The organism is Streptomyces sp. NBC_00459 (assembly GCF_036013955.1).
Lineage (GTDB): Bacteria > Actinomycetota > Actinomycetes > Streptomycetales > Streptomycetaceae > Streptomyces.
Genome location: NZ_CP107903.1, coordinates 1,220,783 through 1,235,342, shown reverse-complemented (window position 1 = coordinate 1,235,342; position 14,560 = coordinate 1,220,783). Strand labels below are relative to the sequence as shown.

Annotated in this window: 12 protein-coding genes and 1 pseudogene; 3 read left to right on the top strand and 10 right to left on the bottom strand. The window is 70.4% G+C overall.

The window, feature by feature from the left end:
• Positions 1-127: 127 nt before the first annotated feature.
• Complete coding sequence (locus OHN74_RS05195; RefSeq protein ID WP_327693345.1) at positions 128-406, top strand: hypothetical protein; 279 nt, start codon at positions 128-130, stop codon at positions 404-406.
• Between the two features lie 236 nt (positions 407-642).
• A complete protein-coding gene (locus OHN74_RS05190) occupies positions 643-1,728 on the top strand; it encodes an integrase core domain-containing protein (protein ID WP_327699993.1) in 1,086 nt (361 codons plus the stop codon).
• Between the two features lie 30 nt (positions 1,729-1,758).
• On the opposite strand, the pseudogene OHN74_RS42840 reads toward OHN74_RS05190, so the two are convergent.
• The 10 genes and pseudogenes from OHN74_RS42840 to OHN74_RS05140 form a co-directional block, all read right to left on the bottom strand.
• Positions 1,759-1,890, bottom strand: a pseudogene (locus OHN74_RS42840) (glycoside hydrolase family 38 C-terminal domain-containing protein); the annotation flags it as partial.
• A 96-nt stretch (positions 1,891-1,986) separates the two neighbouring features.
• A complete protein-coding gene (locus tag OHN74_RS05185; RefSeq protein ID WP_327693344.1) occupies positions 1,987-2,301 on the bottom strand; it encodes a hypothetical protein in 315 nt (104 codons plus the stop codon).
• 179 nt (positions 2,302-2,480) lie between these two features.
• Positions 2,481-3,923 carry an adenylosuccinate lyase gene (gene purB, locus OHN74_RS05175; RefSeq protein WP_327693342.1) on the bottom strand — a complete coding sequence of 481 codons (1,443 nt, stop codon included), beginning with the start codon at positions 3,921-3,923 and terminating at the stop codon, positions 2,481-2,483.
• 203 nt (positions 3,924-4,126) lie between these two features.
• Positions 4,127-5,362: an NAD(P)/FAD-dependent oxidoreductase gene (locus OHN74_RS05170; protein ID WP_327693341.1), complete on the bottom strand. Its 1,236-nt coding sequence runs from the start codon at positions 5,360-5,362 to the stop codon at positions 4,127-4,129.
• The gene (locus OHN74_RS05165; protein WP_327693340.1) at positions 5,359-7,380 is read right to left on the bottom strand and encodes a LodA/GoxA family CTQ-dependent oxidase; all 2,022 of its coding nucleotides are present in this window, start codon (positions 7,378-7,380) and stop codon (positions 5,359-5,361) included. Before OHN74_RS05165 ends, OHN74_RS05170 begins: the two co-directional genes overlap by 4 nt.
• Positions 7,381-7,477: 97 nt before the next feature.
• Positions 7,478-8,317 carry an SGNH/GDSL hydrolase family protein gene (locus OHN74_RS05160; RefSeq protein WP_327693339.1) on the bottom strand — a complete coding sequence of 280 codons (840 nt, stop codon included), beginning with the start codon at positions 8,315-8,317 and terminating at the stop codon, positions 7,478-7,480.
• A gap of 70 nt (positions 8,318-8,387) precedes the next feature.
• Entirely contained in the window at positions 8,388-9,434 is a 1,047-nt protein-coding gene (locus OHN74_RS05155) for a hemolysin family protein (protein WP_327693338.1), read from the bottom strand.
• Positions 9,431-10,783, bottom strand: coding sequence for a hemolysin family protein (locus OHN74_RS05150; RefSeq protein ID WP_327693337.1), 1,353 nt, complete (start codon positions 10,781-10,783; stop codon positions 9,431-9,433). The genes OHN74_RS05155 and OHN74_RS05150 overlap by 4 nt, the downstream gene beginning before the upstream one ends.
• Before the next feature lie 155 nt (positions 10,784-10,938).
• The gene (locus OHN74_RS05145) at positions 10,939-11,364 is read right to left on the bottom strand and encodes a GNAT family N-acetyltransferase (RefSeq protein WP_327693336.1); all 426 of its coding nucleotides are present in this window, start codon (positions 11,362-11,364) and stop codon (positions 10,939-10,941) included.
• A gap of 90 nt (positions 11,365-11,454) precedes the next feature.
• Complete coding sequence (locus OHN74_RS05140; protein WP_327693335.1) at positions 11,455-13,131, bottom strand: FAD-dependent oxidoreductase; 1,677 nt, start codon at positions 13,129-13,131, stop codon at positions 11,455-11,457.
• A gap of 276 nt (positions 13,132-13,407) precedes the next feature.
• Between OHN74_RS05140 and OHN74_RS05135 the strand changes: the two genes are divergently transcribed.
• A complete protein-coding gene (locus OHN74_RS05135) occupies positions 13,408-14,532 on the top strand; it encodes a SchA/CurD-like domain-containing protein (protein ID WP_327693334.1) in 1,125 nt (374 codons plus the stop codon).
• Positions 14,533-14,560: the final 28 nt, after the last annotated feature.

Below are 14,560 nucleotides of genomic sequence, written 5' to 3'. Positions count from 1 at the left end.
GCCTCATCCACGCGGGTGGGATCGGGTTCGGGCGTTGGTCGAGGTCGATCGAGTCACCGGTGTCGCGCGGCGCGGGTTGGCGCGGCATGGTGATCGGTCGTGTTGCTGAGGCTGGGCGTATCTGGGTGTGACGATCGCGTTCGTGATGCTGCGACTGCTGCCGATGAGCGACCGGGTGAAATATGTCGAGATCCTCGTTCTGCGCCACCGGATCGGTGTTCTGGAACGGCAGTTGAACGGGCAGCAAGTCTGGTTCCATGCGGGCGAGCGGGCGTTTTTGGCGTCGCTGTCCCTGCCGAGCATCACGTCCGTGCAGCTCAGGCCGCATTCTGGTACTCGTGGAGGGTGCCGCCGAGTCGGTCGCGTCGCCGTATGCCGAGGCGGGCGATTTCGTCCGGATCGGTGATCGGTTCGGGGAGCGGGTGTAGCGGGCAGGCGTTCGCGATGCCCTGGTGCGGCCGGTGCGCGTTGTAGAACTGCTCGAACTCCCGCAGTGCGTGGAGGAGATGGTGCTGGTTCCAGATCAGGGTGCGGTCCAGCAGTTCACGGCGGCAGGTCTGTACCCTGTGCCGTTCGGAAACTCATCGCTGCTGCTCGGAGGGGGGCTGGCGCGGCATCGCGGTCTGCTGGAACCCTGCCTGGGTGATCGTTTCACTGGTCTATCGGGTGGTACGCAAGCTGCTCGCGGTCCCGACGGTGCTGCTGCACCGGGACATGGCCAAGGACGCGGAATTGCTGGTGTTGCGCCACGAGAATGCGGTGCTGCGCAGACAGCTATCGGCACCGGTGCGGTACGAGCCGGCGGATCGGCTGTGGTTCGCGGCACTGTCCTCACTGATCCCGCGGCGCCGGTGGGCGCAGGTGCTCCCGGTGACGCCCGCGACGCTGTTGGCGTGGCACCGCAGGCTGATCGCCCGGAAGTGGGACTACAGCAAGCGCCGGACCCGGTCTGGCAGACCGTCGACGGCGAGAGCGGTGAAGGCGCTGGTGGTGCGGCTGGCCAAGGAGAATCCGCGGTGGGGCTGCCGTCGGATCCAGGGCGAACTGGCTCGGCTCGGGCATTTGGTCGGCTCGACGACGGTCTGGGAGATCCTGACGGCGGCCGGCATCGATCCGGCCCCGAGACGCAGCGGGCCGACGTGGCGTGAGTTCTTGACCGCGCAGGCTGAAGGGATCATCGCCTGCGACTTCCTGCACATCGATTTGGTCGACCTGCGCCGGGTGTACGCGCTGGTGTTCCTCGAGCACGGCATACGCCGGCTGCACATCGCCGGCGTGACCGCCCATCCCACGGGGGCGTGGACGGTGCAGCAGGCGAGAAATCTTGCCGTCGAGTTGGGTGTGCGGGTCGAGTCGCTGCGTTTCCTGCTCCGCGACCGGGACGGAAAGTACACCGAGTCCTTCGACGCGGTCTTCGCAGCCGACAGCATCGAGGTCGTGCGGACCGCGCCTCGGGCTCCCCGGATGAACGCGCGCTGTGAACGGGTTATCGGCACCCTGCGCCGCGAGGCCCTCGACCACTTGCTGATATGGAACGAGACGCACGCTCGGCAGGTCCTCGATGCCTATGCCCGGCACTACAACGGTCATCGCTCACACCAGGCCAGGGGACAGCTCCCTCCGCTCGCCCGAGAACACCCAGCGCCCCTGACCGCTCCGACCGCTCACCGGCTCCTACGCACTCGAGTGCTCGGCGGCGTGATCAACGAGTACAGATACGCGGCCTGACCAGCAGCGACGAGTTTCCGAACGGCACACGAACTGGATCTCTGCGGCCGACCGGTCCGCGTGCACGTCGAGCGGGAACGCCGCCTTGAGGATCTTCTCGCGCTCATGCCAGTCGATCTCGCTCTCGATCCGTACCCAACCCCCCTTTGAATAAGCTCCCAGGCCCTGGACCCGGACCGACCATCACGCCGACCAACTCATCACCAAGGCCGGGGTCCTGGAGGAGCAGTCTGTCGATCTCGTCCCGGTCCCGCTGGCTCACCGGTTGCAGGCCCGGGCCCAACGGCTCCGAGACCTCGCCGAGAAGCACCACCGCGACTGCATCACGCTGCCGGAGGCATCCGCATGACCCCCGCCATCGACGAACGCGACCGCATCCGCGCGGCGTGCCCGGCGCAGCACACCGCGCGGGAGCCGGTGCAGCAGCGCGGCCAGGTACACCCGGTCGTTGGGGGCGAACCGCACCCGATCCCGGCCGAGTTGGCGTTCCAGCACCGCCGAAATCGGGGGAGTAGAGGGCGTGTATGTGAACGTGACACCGGGAATGGAGTTGCGGATCGCGGAAACGCTCACCGTTTCCCAGTCTTTTCCCAGTTGATCTTTAGAATCGTGTTCCTGTGCAGGTCAGCGCTGTGTTTTTAGATGTCGGTTGATGCCGCAGAACAGGACGTGGAGGCCAGCCGCGGTGACGTCCGGTACGAGACGGTCGCGGGCGGCCTCCAACTCGGCCTGGGTGAGCCGGGGCGTGCGGGTCAGAGGATCGCTCCGGGGGTGTAGGCCGCGGCCGCCGGGTGCTGCTTGGCGATCTCCTCGATCCGGCCGACGACGACGGCGACCTGGTCGGCGGCGGCGCCCGTGAACGACAGCTTGTCGGCCATCAGGGCGTCGAGCTGCGCGCGGTCCAGGGGGATGCGCTCGTCGGCGGCGAGCTTGTCGAGGAGTTCGTTGCGCTCGGCGCCCTGCTCGCGCATGGCGAGCGCGGAGGCGACGGCGTTCTCCTTGATGGCCTCGTGCGCGACCTCACGCCCGACACCCGCGCGCACCGCGCCCATCAGCACCTTCGTGGTGGCGAGGAAGGGGAGGTAGCGGTCCAGCTCGCGGGCCACGACGGCCGGGAAGGCGCCGAACTCGTCGAGGACCGTAAGGAAGGTCTCCAGCAGTCCGTCGAGCGCGAAGAACGCGTCGGGGAGGGCCACCCGGCGCACTACCGAGCAGGACACGTCGCCCTCGTTCCACTGGTCGCCCGCCAGCTCGCCCGTCATCGAGGCGTAGCCGCGCAGGATCACCATGAGGCCGTTGACGCGCTCGCAGGAACGGGTGTTCATCTTGTGCGGCATCGCGGACGAGCCGACCTGGCCGGGCTTGAAACCCTCGGTCACCAGCTCGTGCCCGGCCATCAGCCGGATCGTCTTCGCGATCGAGGAGGGCGCGGCGGCCACCTGCACCAGCGCGGTGACGACCTCGTAGTCGAGCGAACGCGGATAGACTTGGCCGACGGAGGTGAAGGCGGTGGAGAAGCCCAGGTGCCCGGCGATCCGCTGCTCCAGCTCCGCGAGCTTGGCCGTGTCGCCGCCGAGCAGGTCGAGCATGTCCTGGGCGGTGCCCACGGGACCCTTGATGCCGCGCAGCGGATACCGCCCGAGCAGCTCCTCGACCCGGGCGTACGCGACGAGCAGCTCGTCGGCGGCGGTCGCGAACCGCTTGCCCAGGGTGGTGGCCTGCGCGGCCACGTTGTGCGAGCGGCCGGCCATGACCAGCTCGCCGTACTCACCCGCGAGCTTCCCGAGCCGCGCCAGCACGGCCACCGTACGGTCGCGCACCAGCTCCAGCGAGAGCCGGATCTGCAGCTGCTCCACGTTCTCGGTGAGGTCTCGGGACGTCATGCCCTTGTGGACGTGCTCGTGCCCCGCGAGGTCGTTGAACTCCTCGATCCGCGCCTTCACATCGTGCCGGGTGACCTTCTCGCGCTCGGCGATGGACGCCAGGTCGACGGTGTCGAGGACCCGCTGGTAGTCGGCGAGGGCGGCGTCGGGCACCTCGATACCGAGATCCTTCTGGGCCCGCAGCACGGCAAGCCAGAGCTGGCGCTCCAGCCTCACCTTCTGCTCGGGCGACCAGAGCGTGGCGAGCTCGGCGGAGGCGTAACGTCCGGCGAGGACGTTCGGGATGCGGGGCTTTGCGGGTGCGGCGGTCACGTGGACGGATTCTACTGGCGCTTCGTGCAGGTCGGCGCCACCGTCCTGTTCGGAGGAAACCACGAGAGGACGCCGCCGTACGACGTGATCTCCGCGCCGGAAGGTGCGCAACTCTTGGCAACGCGGCGGATCACCGGAAGTGTGCCCCTGAACTGCTCAGGCCGATGCGGCTCGAGCAGTTCAGGTCGCACCGGCCGAGGCTGTCAGGGCATGTTGGCCACGCGCCGCGCCCAGAAGGAGCGGTCGGTCCAGCGGGCCTCCTGGGCGTGGATGACATGGTGGCCGCGCAGATACGCGCGCTGTGCGGCCACGACCTGCTCCGCGTACGCGGCGAGAGCCGAGTCCGCGCCGTCAGCAACGCGGCTCAGACGGTCATCGACGGCCAGGCCCGAGCTCAGCCCGGTGTAGAGGGCGGTCAGCACGCCCTGGGAGGAGAGCGGGTCGAAGGCGACGGCCGCGTCCCCGGCGGCGGTCCAGCCCTCTCCGTACACCCGGTCCAGGTGCGCCGTGTGCGCGGCGGCCCGGCGGGGTGCGGTGGGTGACGTGGTCGGGGGCCCGTCCCGGTGGACCCATCGGGACACGTGGCGGGTGGCCGACATCCGTCGGTGGAAGTGGCGTGCGGTGTGTGTGGCGGCGGGCAGGTCGGTGTCGGTGAAGTAGGCGACCAGGCGCCCGCCGGAGGGCTGTGGGGCGGTGTACCACCAGCCGTCCTCGTCGGACTCGACGAGGGAGCGGCGGTCGGTGTCCAGCGGGTCCGCCGCCAGAGGCACGTACAGGGCTGTGAGCCGGTCCCGGACCCGCCGCCGGGCCCCGTGCCGGACCGCGATCGCGGCGGCGCGGCCGGTGGCGTCGATCACCCAGCGGCAGCGCACCGTACGCTCGCCACCGGACCCGCCCACGGACCCACCTCCGCCTGCGGAACCGCTTCCGCCGCCGGACCCGGACGCGGACCCGGACCCGCACCCCGACCCGGTACCGGCAGGGCCCGTGCCGCCGCGTAGGACCAGAGTCCAGCCGCCGTCCGGCGTCCGCGTCGTCTCGCGTACGGCCGTGCCCTCGGCGACCTCGGCTCCCGCCGCGCGGGAGGCGTCGCGCAATCGCCGGTCGAACAACCGCCGGTCGAGGTGCCAGCCATGGCCGTGCGGGTCGTTGATGAAGTCCACGGCGTGCAGGTCGGCCGAGCCCCACGCCGAAAGACTGCCGTAGCAGGGCAGATGGCCGGAGTCGAGAACGCGGTCGGCGACGCCGAGGTCGCCGAGCAGGACCCGCCCGGCGGGCACGAGGGTCTCGCCGACCTTGGGCGGCCCGGTGCCGGCGTCCGCCAGCAGAACCGTACGGCCCGCCCGGGCGAGCATGAGCGCAGCGGCGCAGCCGGCCGGGCCGCCGCCCGCCACCACGACGTCGTAGGTGTCCGCGCCGGGAGGGAGTGCGGCGCTCACTGCGCGTCGCGGAAGGGGTCGAGTTTCTCGAGGTATCCGGCGGTGATCTCCTCCTCGCGGTAGCCGGTCGCCCTGGCCGCTTCGCCGACCGCCCGCGCCGCGGACTCGGCCTCGACGGCTTCGGGGGCGATCCTTCCTTCGGACGAGCGGCCCGCCGCCGCGGCCAACACGTGCGGCCCCACCTCGGGCACCTGCACGTTGACGAGGTTCGCCGTGGCCGGTGCCTGGTTGAGCGGTTGTCCTGGGCGCGACTCCACCAGGATCCGTGCGGGGAACTTCCCGTCGCCCACGGTGTAGTCGCGCACCTCGACGACGCCGAGTTTGGACCAGTCCTTGATCATCTGTGTGCGCTGCTCGTTCATGGTGCCGCTGAGTCCGCGTAGCCAGGTCGCCCGCCGCTCGAACGCCTCCTCCCGGGCGCTGTCGTCGCTCCCGGCCGACGGCGTGTTGACCTTCTCGAAGTCCTCCAGCCTGAGCACATGGTTGGGTACCTGCGCAGGCCAGAAGGTCGGCAGGTACGGGCTGTACCGGGGCCCCAGGTTGGCCAGCACCTCGTAGCCCGAGCGGCAGCTCGCGGTGTCCGCCTGCCAGGGGGCGGCCATCCAGCGGGTGAGGTCGCCGGGGCCCTGCGCCTGCAGGGGGCCGGTGGCGGAGACCGCCTCCTCCGGTGTGAGGGTGGGCCCGTAGTCGGGTTCCGCGGTGGCGGGGGCGCGGTGCCGGATGCGGAAGGGTGCGCTGAACATGCTCGCGTGCCTGATCGGCCAGGTGACCTCGATCCCCGGGTGGAACGCGTCGGCGGCGCAGCCCTCCAGGGCCGCCCGGTCCAGCAGTCCCGGCTGCTCGGCGGCCGGGGCCGCGTCGACCGTGGGGCGCGGCTGCCGAAGGGGTCCGGCCACGAACGCCCCGTCCGCCCAACGCTGCAGCATCCAGTCCTGGGTCGGCGACAGCGCCAGGTGCTGAAGCACGGACTTGGGCTTGCTGGCCATGGCGTCGCCGTACAGCCACGGCCACGGCAGCGGGGACTTTCCGTCGCGGTTGTAGTCGCGCAAGGAGGCGTACACCTGGCGGCGCAGTTCCCGGGTTCGGTTGGACGGATCGGCGAGCCTCTCGCGCATCGCCGGGGAGAGGAAGAAGTTGGGGCCGTTCCAGCCGAACTGGGTCGCGAAACCGTGGTTGACCCACTGCAGATCGCAGAACCTGCGGAATATCGGCTCGATGTGATCGGTGTACGAGATCTGCTGCGGGCGGGTCAGCGAACCGGCCTGGACGAAGACGTCGAAGAGCAGGTCGTAGAGGGTACGGACGGACTTCACGCCGGGGGCGTAGTGCGGAGGTCCCACCACGACCCAGGCCGGGACGGCGGTCAGAACCTGGCCGTCGATACTGACCTTCGCTGTCACCGGGCCGTCGGACACGTCGTCGTACCAGGTGTCGTTGTTGGTGACCCCGGTGATCGGCTGGTTCTTGTAGGAGGCGGAGTTTCCCCGGCCGCCGAGCACCACCAGGCGGCCGTCGGAACGGGTGGAGATCTCGCCGAGGTACACGGCCTTGTCCATGACCTTGCCGGTGTCGAACTTCTGCGTCTCGGTCTTCGAGCCGCGAACGGTGCGAGTTCCGGGGTCGTTGACCAGCTTTTTCCGCGCGGCGCCCACGACGTCGGCGTTGCGCCGAGCGTATTGCGCCGCCGTGAGCGTCTTGCCCTCGGGGATGTCCAGCGCCAGATGGAACTGGTACCAGGCGGCCTTCTTGTTGGCCAGACGCACCGTCCACTGGATCTCGGTGACCCCCTCGGTGCCCGGCTTCAGCTCCCGTACGACCTCCCCCGCGGCGTTGTAGCCGTACACGCGGAATCGTGCGGCCTGCCTCCGGAGCGCCCCGGAAGCGTCCTTGTAGGAGCCGGCGTCCGCTGGTTTCTGGTCCGGTGATTCCGGGCCGATGAAGGGTGCTTCCACGCTGTTGCCGACCCGGGCGACGCCGATGGCGGGGTGGATCTTCACCTGCACGATGTGACTGTCCATCAAAGAACCTTCCGTTGTGCGTTCAACCGGTCGAAGGTATGTGGTCGCACATGAAGAGGGCGCAGGCCAAGCTCGCGTTCCGAGGGCGGGGTTCGGGTCAGAGTCCTACCCGGCGCCAGTCCGTCACAGGGCCGGGGTCCGTGTGGTCCGCGGGGGTGATCCAGAAGGCCTTGCCCAGCTCAGCGCTGAACTGGGCGCCTGTCCGGCCGTCCCCCGACGAGCGCCCCGTCAGCCGGCGCCCTATCCACGGCAGCAGGTACTGCCGGGCGAAGCGGGCGTCCGCGACGCGGCGGGTGCCCCAGCCGGGAGGCGCCGTGGGCGGGACCGGTGTACGCCACTCCGGGTCCTCGGCCTCGTAGCCGAGGGTCTGCCAGACCGCCTCGGCGACCCTTCGGTGCGCCTCGCCCGTCAGGTGCAGCCGGTCGACGTCCCACATGCGGGGATCGCTGAGTGAGGGGGCGCCGTACAGGTCGACCACGAGGGCGCCGTGCCGGGACGCGAGGTCGTCGACACAGGCGAACAGTTCCTCCATGCGCGGCCGGAAGCGCTCCAGGACCGGGCCCTGGCGGCCGGGGCTGCGCATCAGCACCAGCTGCTTGCACGCGGGCGCCAACTGTTCCACGGCCTCCTCCAGGAGCCCGCGTACCCGCCCCATGTCGCACTTGGGGCGCAGGGTGTCGTTCAGGCCGCCCACCAGCGTGATCACATCCGGCTCCATGGCCACCGCCACGGGGACCTGCTCGGCGGTGATCTGCCCGATCAGCTTGCCGCGCACGGCGAGGTTCGCGTATCGGAAGCCGGGCGTGCGGGCGGCCATCCGGGCCGCGAGGAGGTCGGCCCAGCCGCGGTACGTACCGTCCGGCAGCCGGTCCGACATGCCCTCGGTGAAGGAGTCGCCGACCGCGACAAGGCTGGTGTAAGAGGCATTGTTCTGCATGGCGACAGAGATGATAACCCGTACACATACCCAGCGGTCGGTCGGCCTGGGGAGGGCGTCTCCCCGCGTTCTACACCGGCTGTCCGAACAGCTCGCGCAGCACGTCCTCCATGGTCACCAGGCCTGCGAGCAGTCCGTCCTCGCCCTGCACCGCCGCCAGATGCGTACGGCTGCGCCGCATCGCCGTGAGGACGTCGTCCAGCGGAGTGTCCGCCCGTACGCTCGCGATGGTCCGCATGTCCCGGACCTGGAAGGCGAGGTCGCGGGGCGCGGCGTCCAGGGCGTCCTTGACGTGCAGGTAGCCGGCGATCCGGCGTTCGTCGTCCACCACCGGGAAGCGTGAGAAACCCGACTCGGCCGAGAGCCGCTCCAGCTCCTCCGGAGTGACGCCCACGCGTGCGTAGACGACGCTCTCCAACGGGAGCACGACGTCACGCACAGGGCGGCGGCCCAGTTCCAGGGCGTCGTGAAGGCGTTCCCGCGCACGGTCGTCGATGAGCCCCGCCTCGCCGGAGTCCCGGACCAGACGGGCCAGTTCGGCATCGGAGAAGGTCGCCGTGACCTCGTCCTTGACCTCTACGCGCATCAGCTTCAGGAGCGTGTTCGCGAAGGCGTTGATCGTGAAGATGACCGGCTTCAGGGCCCGTGCCAGGGCCACCAGGGGCGGCCCGAGGAGCAGCGCGCTGCGCACCGGCTCGGCGAGCGCGATGTTCTTCGGCACCATCTCGCCGAGCAGCATGTGCAGATACGTCGCCAGGGCGAGGGCGATCACGAAGGACACCGCGTGGCCCGCGCTCTCGGGGACGCCCACCGCGTGGAACACCGGCTCCAGCAGATGTGCGATCGCCGGTTCCGCGACCACGCCGAGGATCAGCGTGCACAGCGTGATGCCCAGCTGGGCCGCGGCCATCAGCGCGGACACGTGCTCCAAGCCCCACAGCACGCTCTTCGCCCGCCGGTCGCCGTCCGCGCGGTCCCCGTCGGCGCCTCCCGCGCTTTCCTCGACGTGCTGCTCGATCTGGCTGCGGCGTACGGAGATCAGCGCGAACTCGGCGCCCACGAAGAAGGCGTTGACGACCAGAGTCGCCAGCCCGATCAGCAGTTGGACGGTCGTCACTTCGCCTCCCCTTCCTTGTCCTTGTCGGTTTCCGGTTCTTCGCTCACCGGCGGTGAGCGCAGCAGGACGCGCGCGGCCCTGCGGCCCGAGGCGTCCACCACGTCCAGGCGCCAGTCGGCCACCTCGACGGTGTCGCCGGCCTGCGGAATACGGCCCAGCTCGGTCGCGATCAGGCCGGCGAGGGTCTCGTACGGCCCCTCGGGCAGCCGGAGGCCGACGCGGGCGAGCTGGTCGGTGCGGGCGGCGCCGTCCGCGGAGTAGAGGGTGCGGCCCTCGTCGTCCACGCCGGCCGGGTCGAGGTCGGACGTCTCGTGCGGGTCGTGCTCGTCCCGCACCTCGCCGACGACCTCCTCGACGATGTCCTCCAGCGTGGCCACGCCCGCCGTACCGCCGTACTCGTCGATGACGACGGCCATCGTCCGTTTGCCGGAGAGGCGGTCGAGGAGCCGGTCGACGGTCAGTGACTCGGGGACGAGCAGCGGCTCGCGCATGAGTTCGGAGACAGGTACCCGGGGGCGACGCTCGGAGGGCACCGCGAGGCAGTCCTTGATGTGCGCGACGCCGACGACCGAGTCGAGGTTGCCGCGGTAGACGGGGAACCGGGAGAGCCCGGTCGCGCGCGTCGCGTTCGCCACGTCCTCGCAGGTCGCCTGGGCGTCGAGGGCGACGACCTGGACGCGCGGTGTCATCACGTTCTCCGCGGTGAGGTCGGCGAGGTTCAGGGTCCGTACGAACAGTTCCGCGGTGTCGGGTTCCAGGGCGCCCAGCTTGGCGGAGTGCCTGGCCAGCGCGGCCAGTTCCTGGGGTCCGCGCGCGGAGGCCAGCTCCTCGGCGGGCTCGATGCCGAAGAGGCGCACCATGCGGTTCGCCGTGTTGTTGAGGTGCGTGATGAACGGCCGGAACGCGGCGCTGAACAAGCGCTGTGGCGTCGCCACCCGCTTGGCCACGGCCAGCGGTGCGGAGATCGCCCAGTTCTTGGGCACCAGCTCGCCGACGACCATCAGGAAGACGGTCGACAGCGCCGTACCGATCACCAGGGCCAGGGAGGAGGACGCCGAGGCCGAGACGCCGAGCGATTCGAGCGGGCCCGCGATCAACGCGGCGATCGACGGCTCGGAGAGCATGCCGACCACGAGATTGGTGACCGTGATGCCGAGCTGCGCGCCGGAGAGCTGGAACGTGAGGTTCCGTACGGCCTTCAGCGCGCCGGCGGCACCCCGCTCGCCGCGCTCCACCGCGCGCTCCAGCTCGCCGCGCTCGACCGTGGTCAGGGAGAACTCCGCCGCGACGAAGGCGCCGCAGGCGAGGGAGAGCAGGATCGCCACCAGGAGGAGGAGCACTTCTGTCATCGGGTCACCTCCGTCCCATGATCGGGCAGGGCCGGCGGGACCGCTCGACGTCGAATGGTGCTGTCGCTACTGGGAGGCTCGCCCATGGGCGGACGCTCACACCTTTCCTCGGAGAAGTAACTGGTCCACTAATAGTAAAGGATGCGCAAAGTGGCTCAGTCGGTCAGAGGCTTCACCCAACGCCGCCAATGCTCCTCGGGCCCGTACCCGGCCGCACGCCATGCATGCTGTCCGCTCTTGTTGCGCTCCAGCACCATGGCGTCCCCACGCCGCCCGCCCAGTCGTACGAACCGTTCCTCGGCGGCGGCCAGCAGCGCCGAACCGATGCCCTGCCGCCGCCGCTCCGGATGCACCGCGAGCCGGTAGAGATGGCATCGCCAGCCGTCGAACCCGGCGATCACGGTGCCCGACAGGACCCCGTCGCGCTCCGCGAGGAGCAGGGCCTCGGGGTCCCGGTCGACGAGCCGGGCCACGCCGTCGCGGTCGTCGCTGATGCTGGTTCCCTCGGCGGCCTCGCGCCAGAACCGCAGCACGGAATCGATGTCCGCGTGGGTGGCCGGGCGGATGTGCAGATCACTCATGGAGCGAGCCAAGCAGAGCGGCGACCTGTCTGGCGAACTCGTTTCCGTGCACGGAAGTGAAGTTTCCGTGCACGGACGCGAACCGATCGGTCAGATCCGGTCCAGCAGTGCCGAGAGAGCCTCCCGCAGTACCTCCTCGGGGTTCGCCTGCGGTCCTTCTGAACGCCAGGCGACGAACCCGTCGGGGCGCACCAGCACCGCTCCCTCCGGGGTGACGCCGTGGGCCTCCGCCCACGCCAGGTCGCTCGCCGGGGACAGCTCGGCGTCCGGCCCGCTGCCGATCCGGTACGAGTCGAGCGGCACCGACAGCTGTCGCGCGACCTCGGTCGCCGCGTCGTGCCATCCGCCGGCTCCGCCGACCGTGCCCGCCGAGCTGAGGAGCACCAGCGAGCCCTCGTACAGGTCGAGCGTGGAGATCCGGGTGCCGGCGCGGTTCAGCCACAGGTGGGGAGCCCTGCTCCCGGGCTCACCCGTCAGCCGCACGCCCTCGGGCACGACCGGTACCGCCGGATCGGCGCCCAGGACCGCACCCCGCGGATAGCGGTAGCCGAGGGCCACGTTGAGGATTCCGCCCTTCCTGCCTCCGGGGCCTCCAGAGCCGCCTGCTCCCGGAGCGGGTGTGTATCCGGGGTGGCTGTGCTCGACCGACCGCGCGGAGGCCCGGGCGCTGGTCGCCTCCGCCACCGGCCTGCGCTCCATGTCGTACGACCCCAGCAGACCGGGACCCGCCCAGCCGCCCAGCACGGCGGCCAGCTTCCAGGCGAGGTTGTGGGCGTCCTGGATGCCGGTGTTGGAGCCGAACGCCCCGGTCGGGGACATCTCGTGGGCCGAGTCGCCGGCGAGGAACACCCGGCGGTCCGCGTACCGTTCGGCGACCCGCTCGGCGGCGTGCCAGGCGGCCCTGCCGGTGATCTCCACGTCCAGATCCGGTACGCCGACGGCCCGCCGGATGTGTTCCCGGCACCGCTCGTCGGTGAACTCCTCGATCGTCTCGCCCTGTTCGGGGTGCCACGGCGCGTGGAACACCCAGCGCTCCCGGTTGTCGACCGGCAGCAGGGCCCCGTCGGCGTCCGGGCTGGTCAGATAGCAGACGATGAAGCGCCGGTCGCCGACCACGTCCGCGAGGCCGCGGGAGGTGAAGGTGACGCTCACGTTGTGGAACAGGTCGCCGGGACCGTTCTGCCCGATGCCGAGCTGCTCGCGGACGGGGCTGCGCGGACCGTCCGCCGCGACGAGGTAGTCCGCCCGGATCGTGGTGTGCTCACCGGTCTCCCGGTTCTTGACCCGCGCGGTCACCCCGTCGTGGTCCTGGTCGAACGACATCAGCTCGGTCGAGAACCGCAGATCCCCGCCGAGCGCCCGCGCGTTCTCCAGCAGGACCGGTTCCAGGTCGTTCTGGCTGCACAGACACCACCCGCTGGGGCTGAACCGGGCGAGCCCGCCGCCGGGGTCGATCTCCTTGAACAGCCACTCGCCCACGTCGCCCACCAGGCTCGGCGTCTGCAGGATGCCGTGGTTGTCCGCCAGCACCGATGCCGCCTCCTCGATGCGCCGCTCCACTCCGGCGACCCGGAACAACTCCATGGTGCGCACGTTGTTCCCGCGCCCACGTGGGTGGATCGAGGTGCCCGAGTGACGCTCCACGAGTGTGTGCGGCACCCCGAGACGTCCGAGGAACAGAGAGGTGGACAGCCCCACCAGGGAGCCGCCGACGATCAGGACGGGTGTGTGGTGGCCGACTCCGTCGGCCTCTTCCTCGCGGTTCATTGAGCCTCCAGTGTCAGCCGGTCCTGCCGGGACGCGGGTCAGCGATGGGATGCCCCTGCACAGTGCCTCCCCGGGGACCGTTCCGCCCGCCGGGGACACCCGGATGGCGCACGGTTCACTCGCCCGACCCCGCGGGAGTCGCGCACATCGCGACTCGCGTCAACGATCGGCTCATGGCGGCCCCGACATTTCGGACATGGTGGTCGCTCCCCGCCTTCCACGACGGACTTCCACCACGAAGGCGAACTTCAACGACGAAGAGGAGAGGTGCGCCGGATGACCATCTCGGGACGCATATCGCAGTCGGCATTCGACGGCTCCAGGCTGCGGGTGATCCTGCTGCTCGACCTGTACGAAGGAGCCCAGCAGCAGTTCCTGGACGCGTACGAACTCATGCGCAACCAGGTCGCCTCCGTGCCCGGTCACCTCAGTGACCAGCTCTGCCAGTCGATCGAGAACCCCTCGCAGTGGCTCATCACCAGCGAGTGGGAGAGCGCCCCGCCCTTCCTCGCCTGGGTGAACAGCGAGGAGCACGTCGAGACCGTCCGCCCGATGCACAGCTGCGTCCGGGACACCCGGTCGATGCGCTACAGCATCCTCCGCGAGACGACCCCCAACGCGCCCCTCACCCCGGAACAGGCGTCCGCGGCCATGCAGGTGACGGCTCGCGTCGGCGACGGTGTCGCACGCCATGCCCTCACCTTCACCGTCAAGCCCGGCTCCGAGTCGAAGGTCGCCGAGATCCTGGCCGGCTACACCTCGCCCGAGGCACAGGTCGACGACACCACACGGCTGCGCCGCACCTCCCTCTTCATGCACGGCAACCGTGTCGTACGGGCCGTGGAGGTCGAGGGCGACCTCCTCGCCGCGCTGCGCCATGTCGCCCGCCAGCCCGAGGTGCGGGCGGTCGAGGAGGCCATCAACCCGTACCTGGAACAGGACCGGGACCTCAGCGACCCCGACTCGGCGCGGGTCTTCTTCACCAGGGCCGCGCTCCCGGCCGTCCACCACGTGGTCTCCGGCGACAAGGCACCCGCCGGGCTGCGGCGGCACGCGCTGTACTACCCGGCGAAGCCGGGCCGCGGTATGGACCTGGCCCGGCTGCTCGCCCACCAGGACGAGGCCGCGGCGGACGATCCGCGCAGCCCGGTGTACGGCAGCACCGTCTTCCAGCGCGATGACATCGTTGTCCGACTCGTCGACATCACCGGCGAACTGGACGCGGACCCGATGTCCTCCCTCGGCCTCAGGGGGCCAGGCAAGGCAGCGGAGCTGGAGGGTCTCCTCGACGGCGCCGCGATCGGTGTCGAGGGCTCCCTGGAGACGGACCGCAACCTCAACCGCCTCCTGTCGCACGCCGACATGATGCCCGTCACCGACCGCAGCGCGGCGCGTTCCTGACGGACCACCGGCGCTCTGCGCGCCGCCC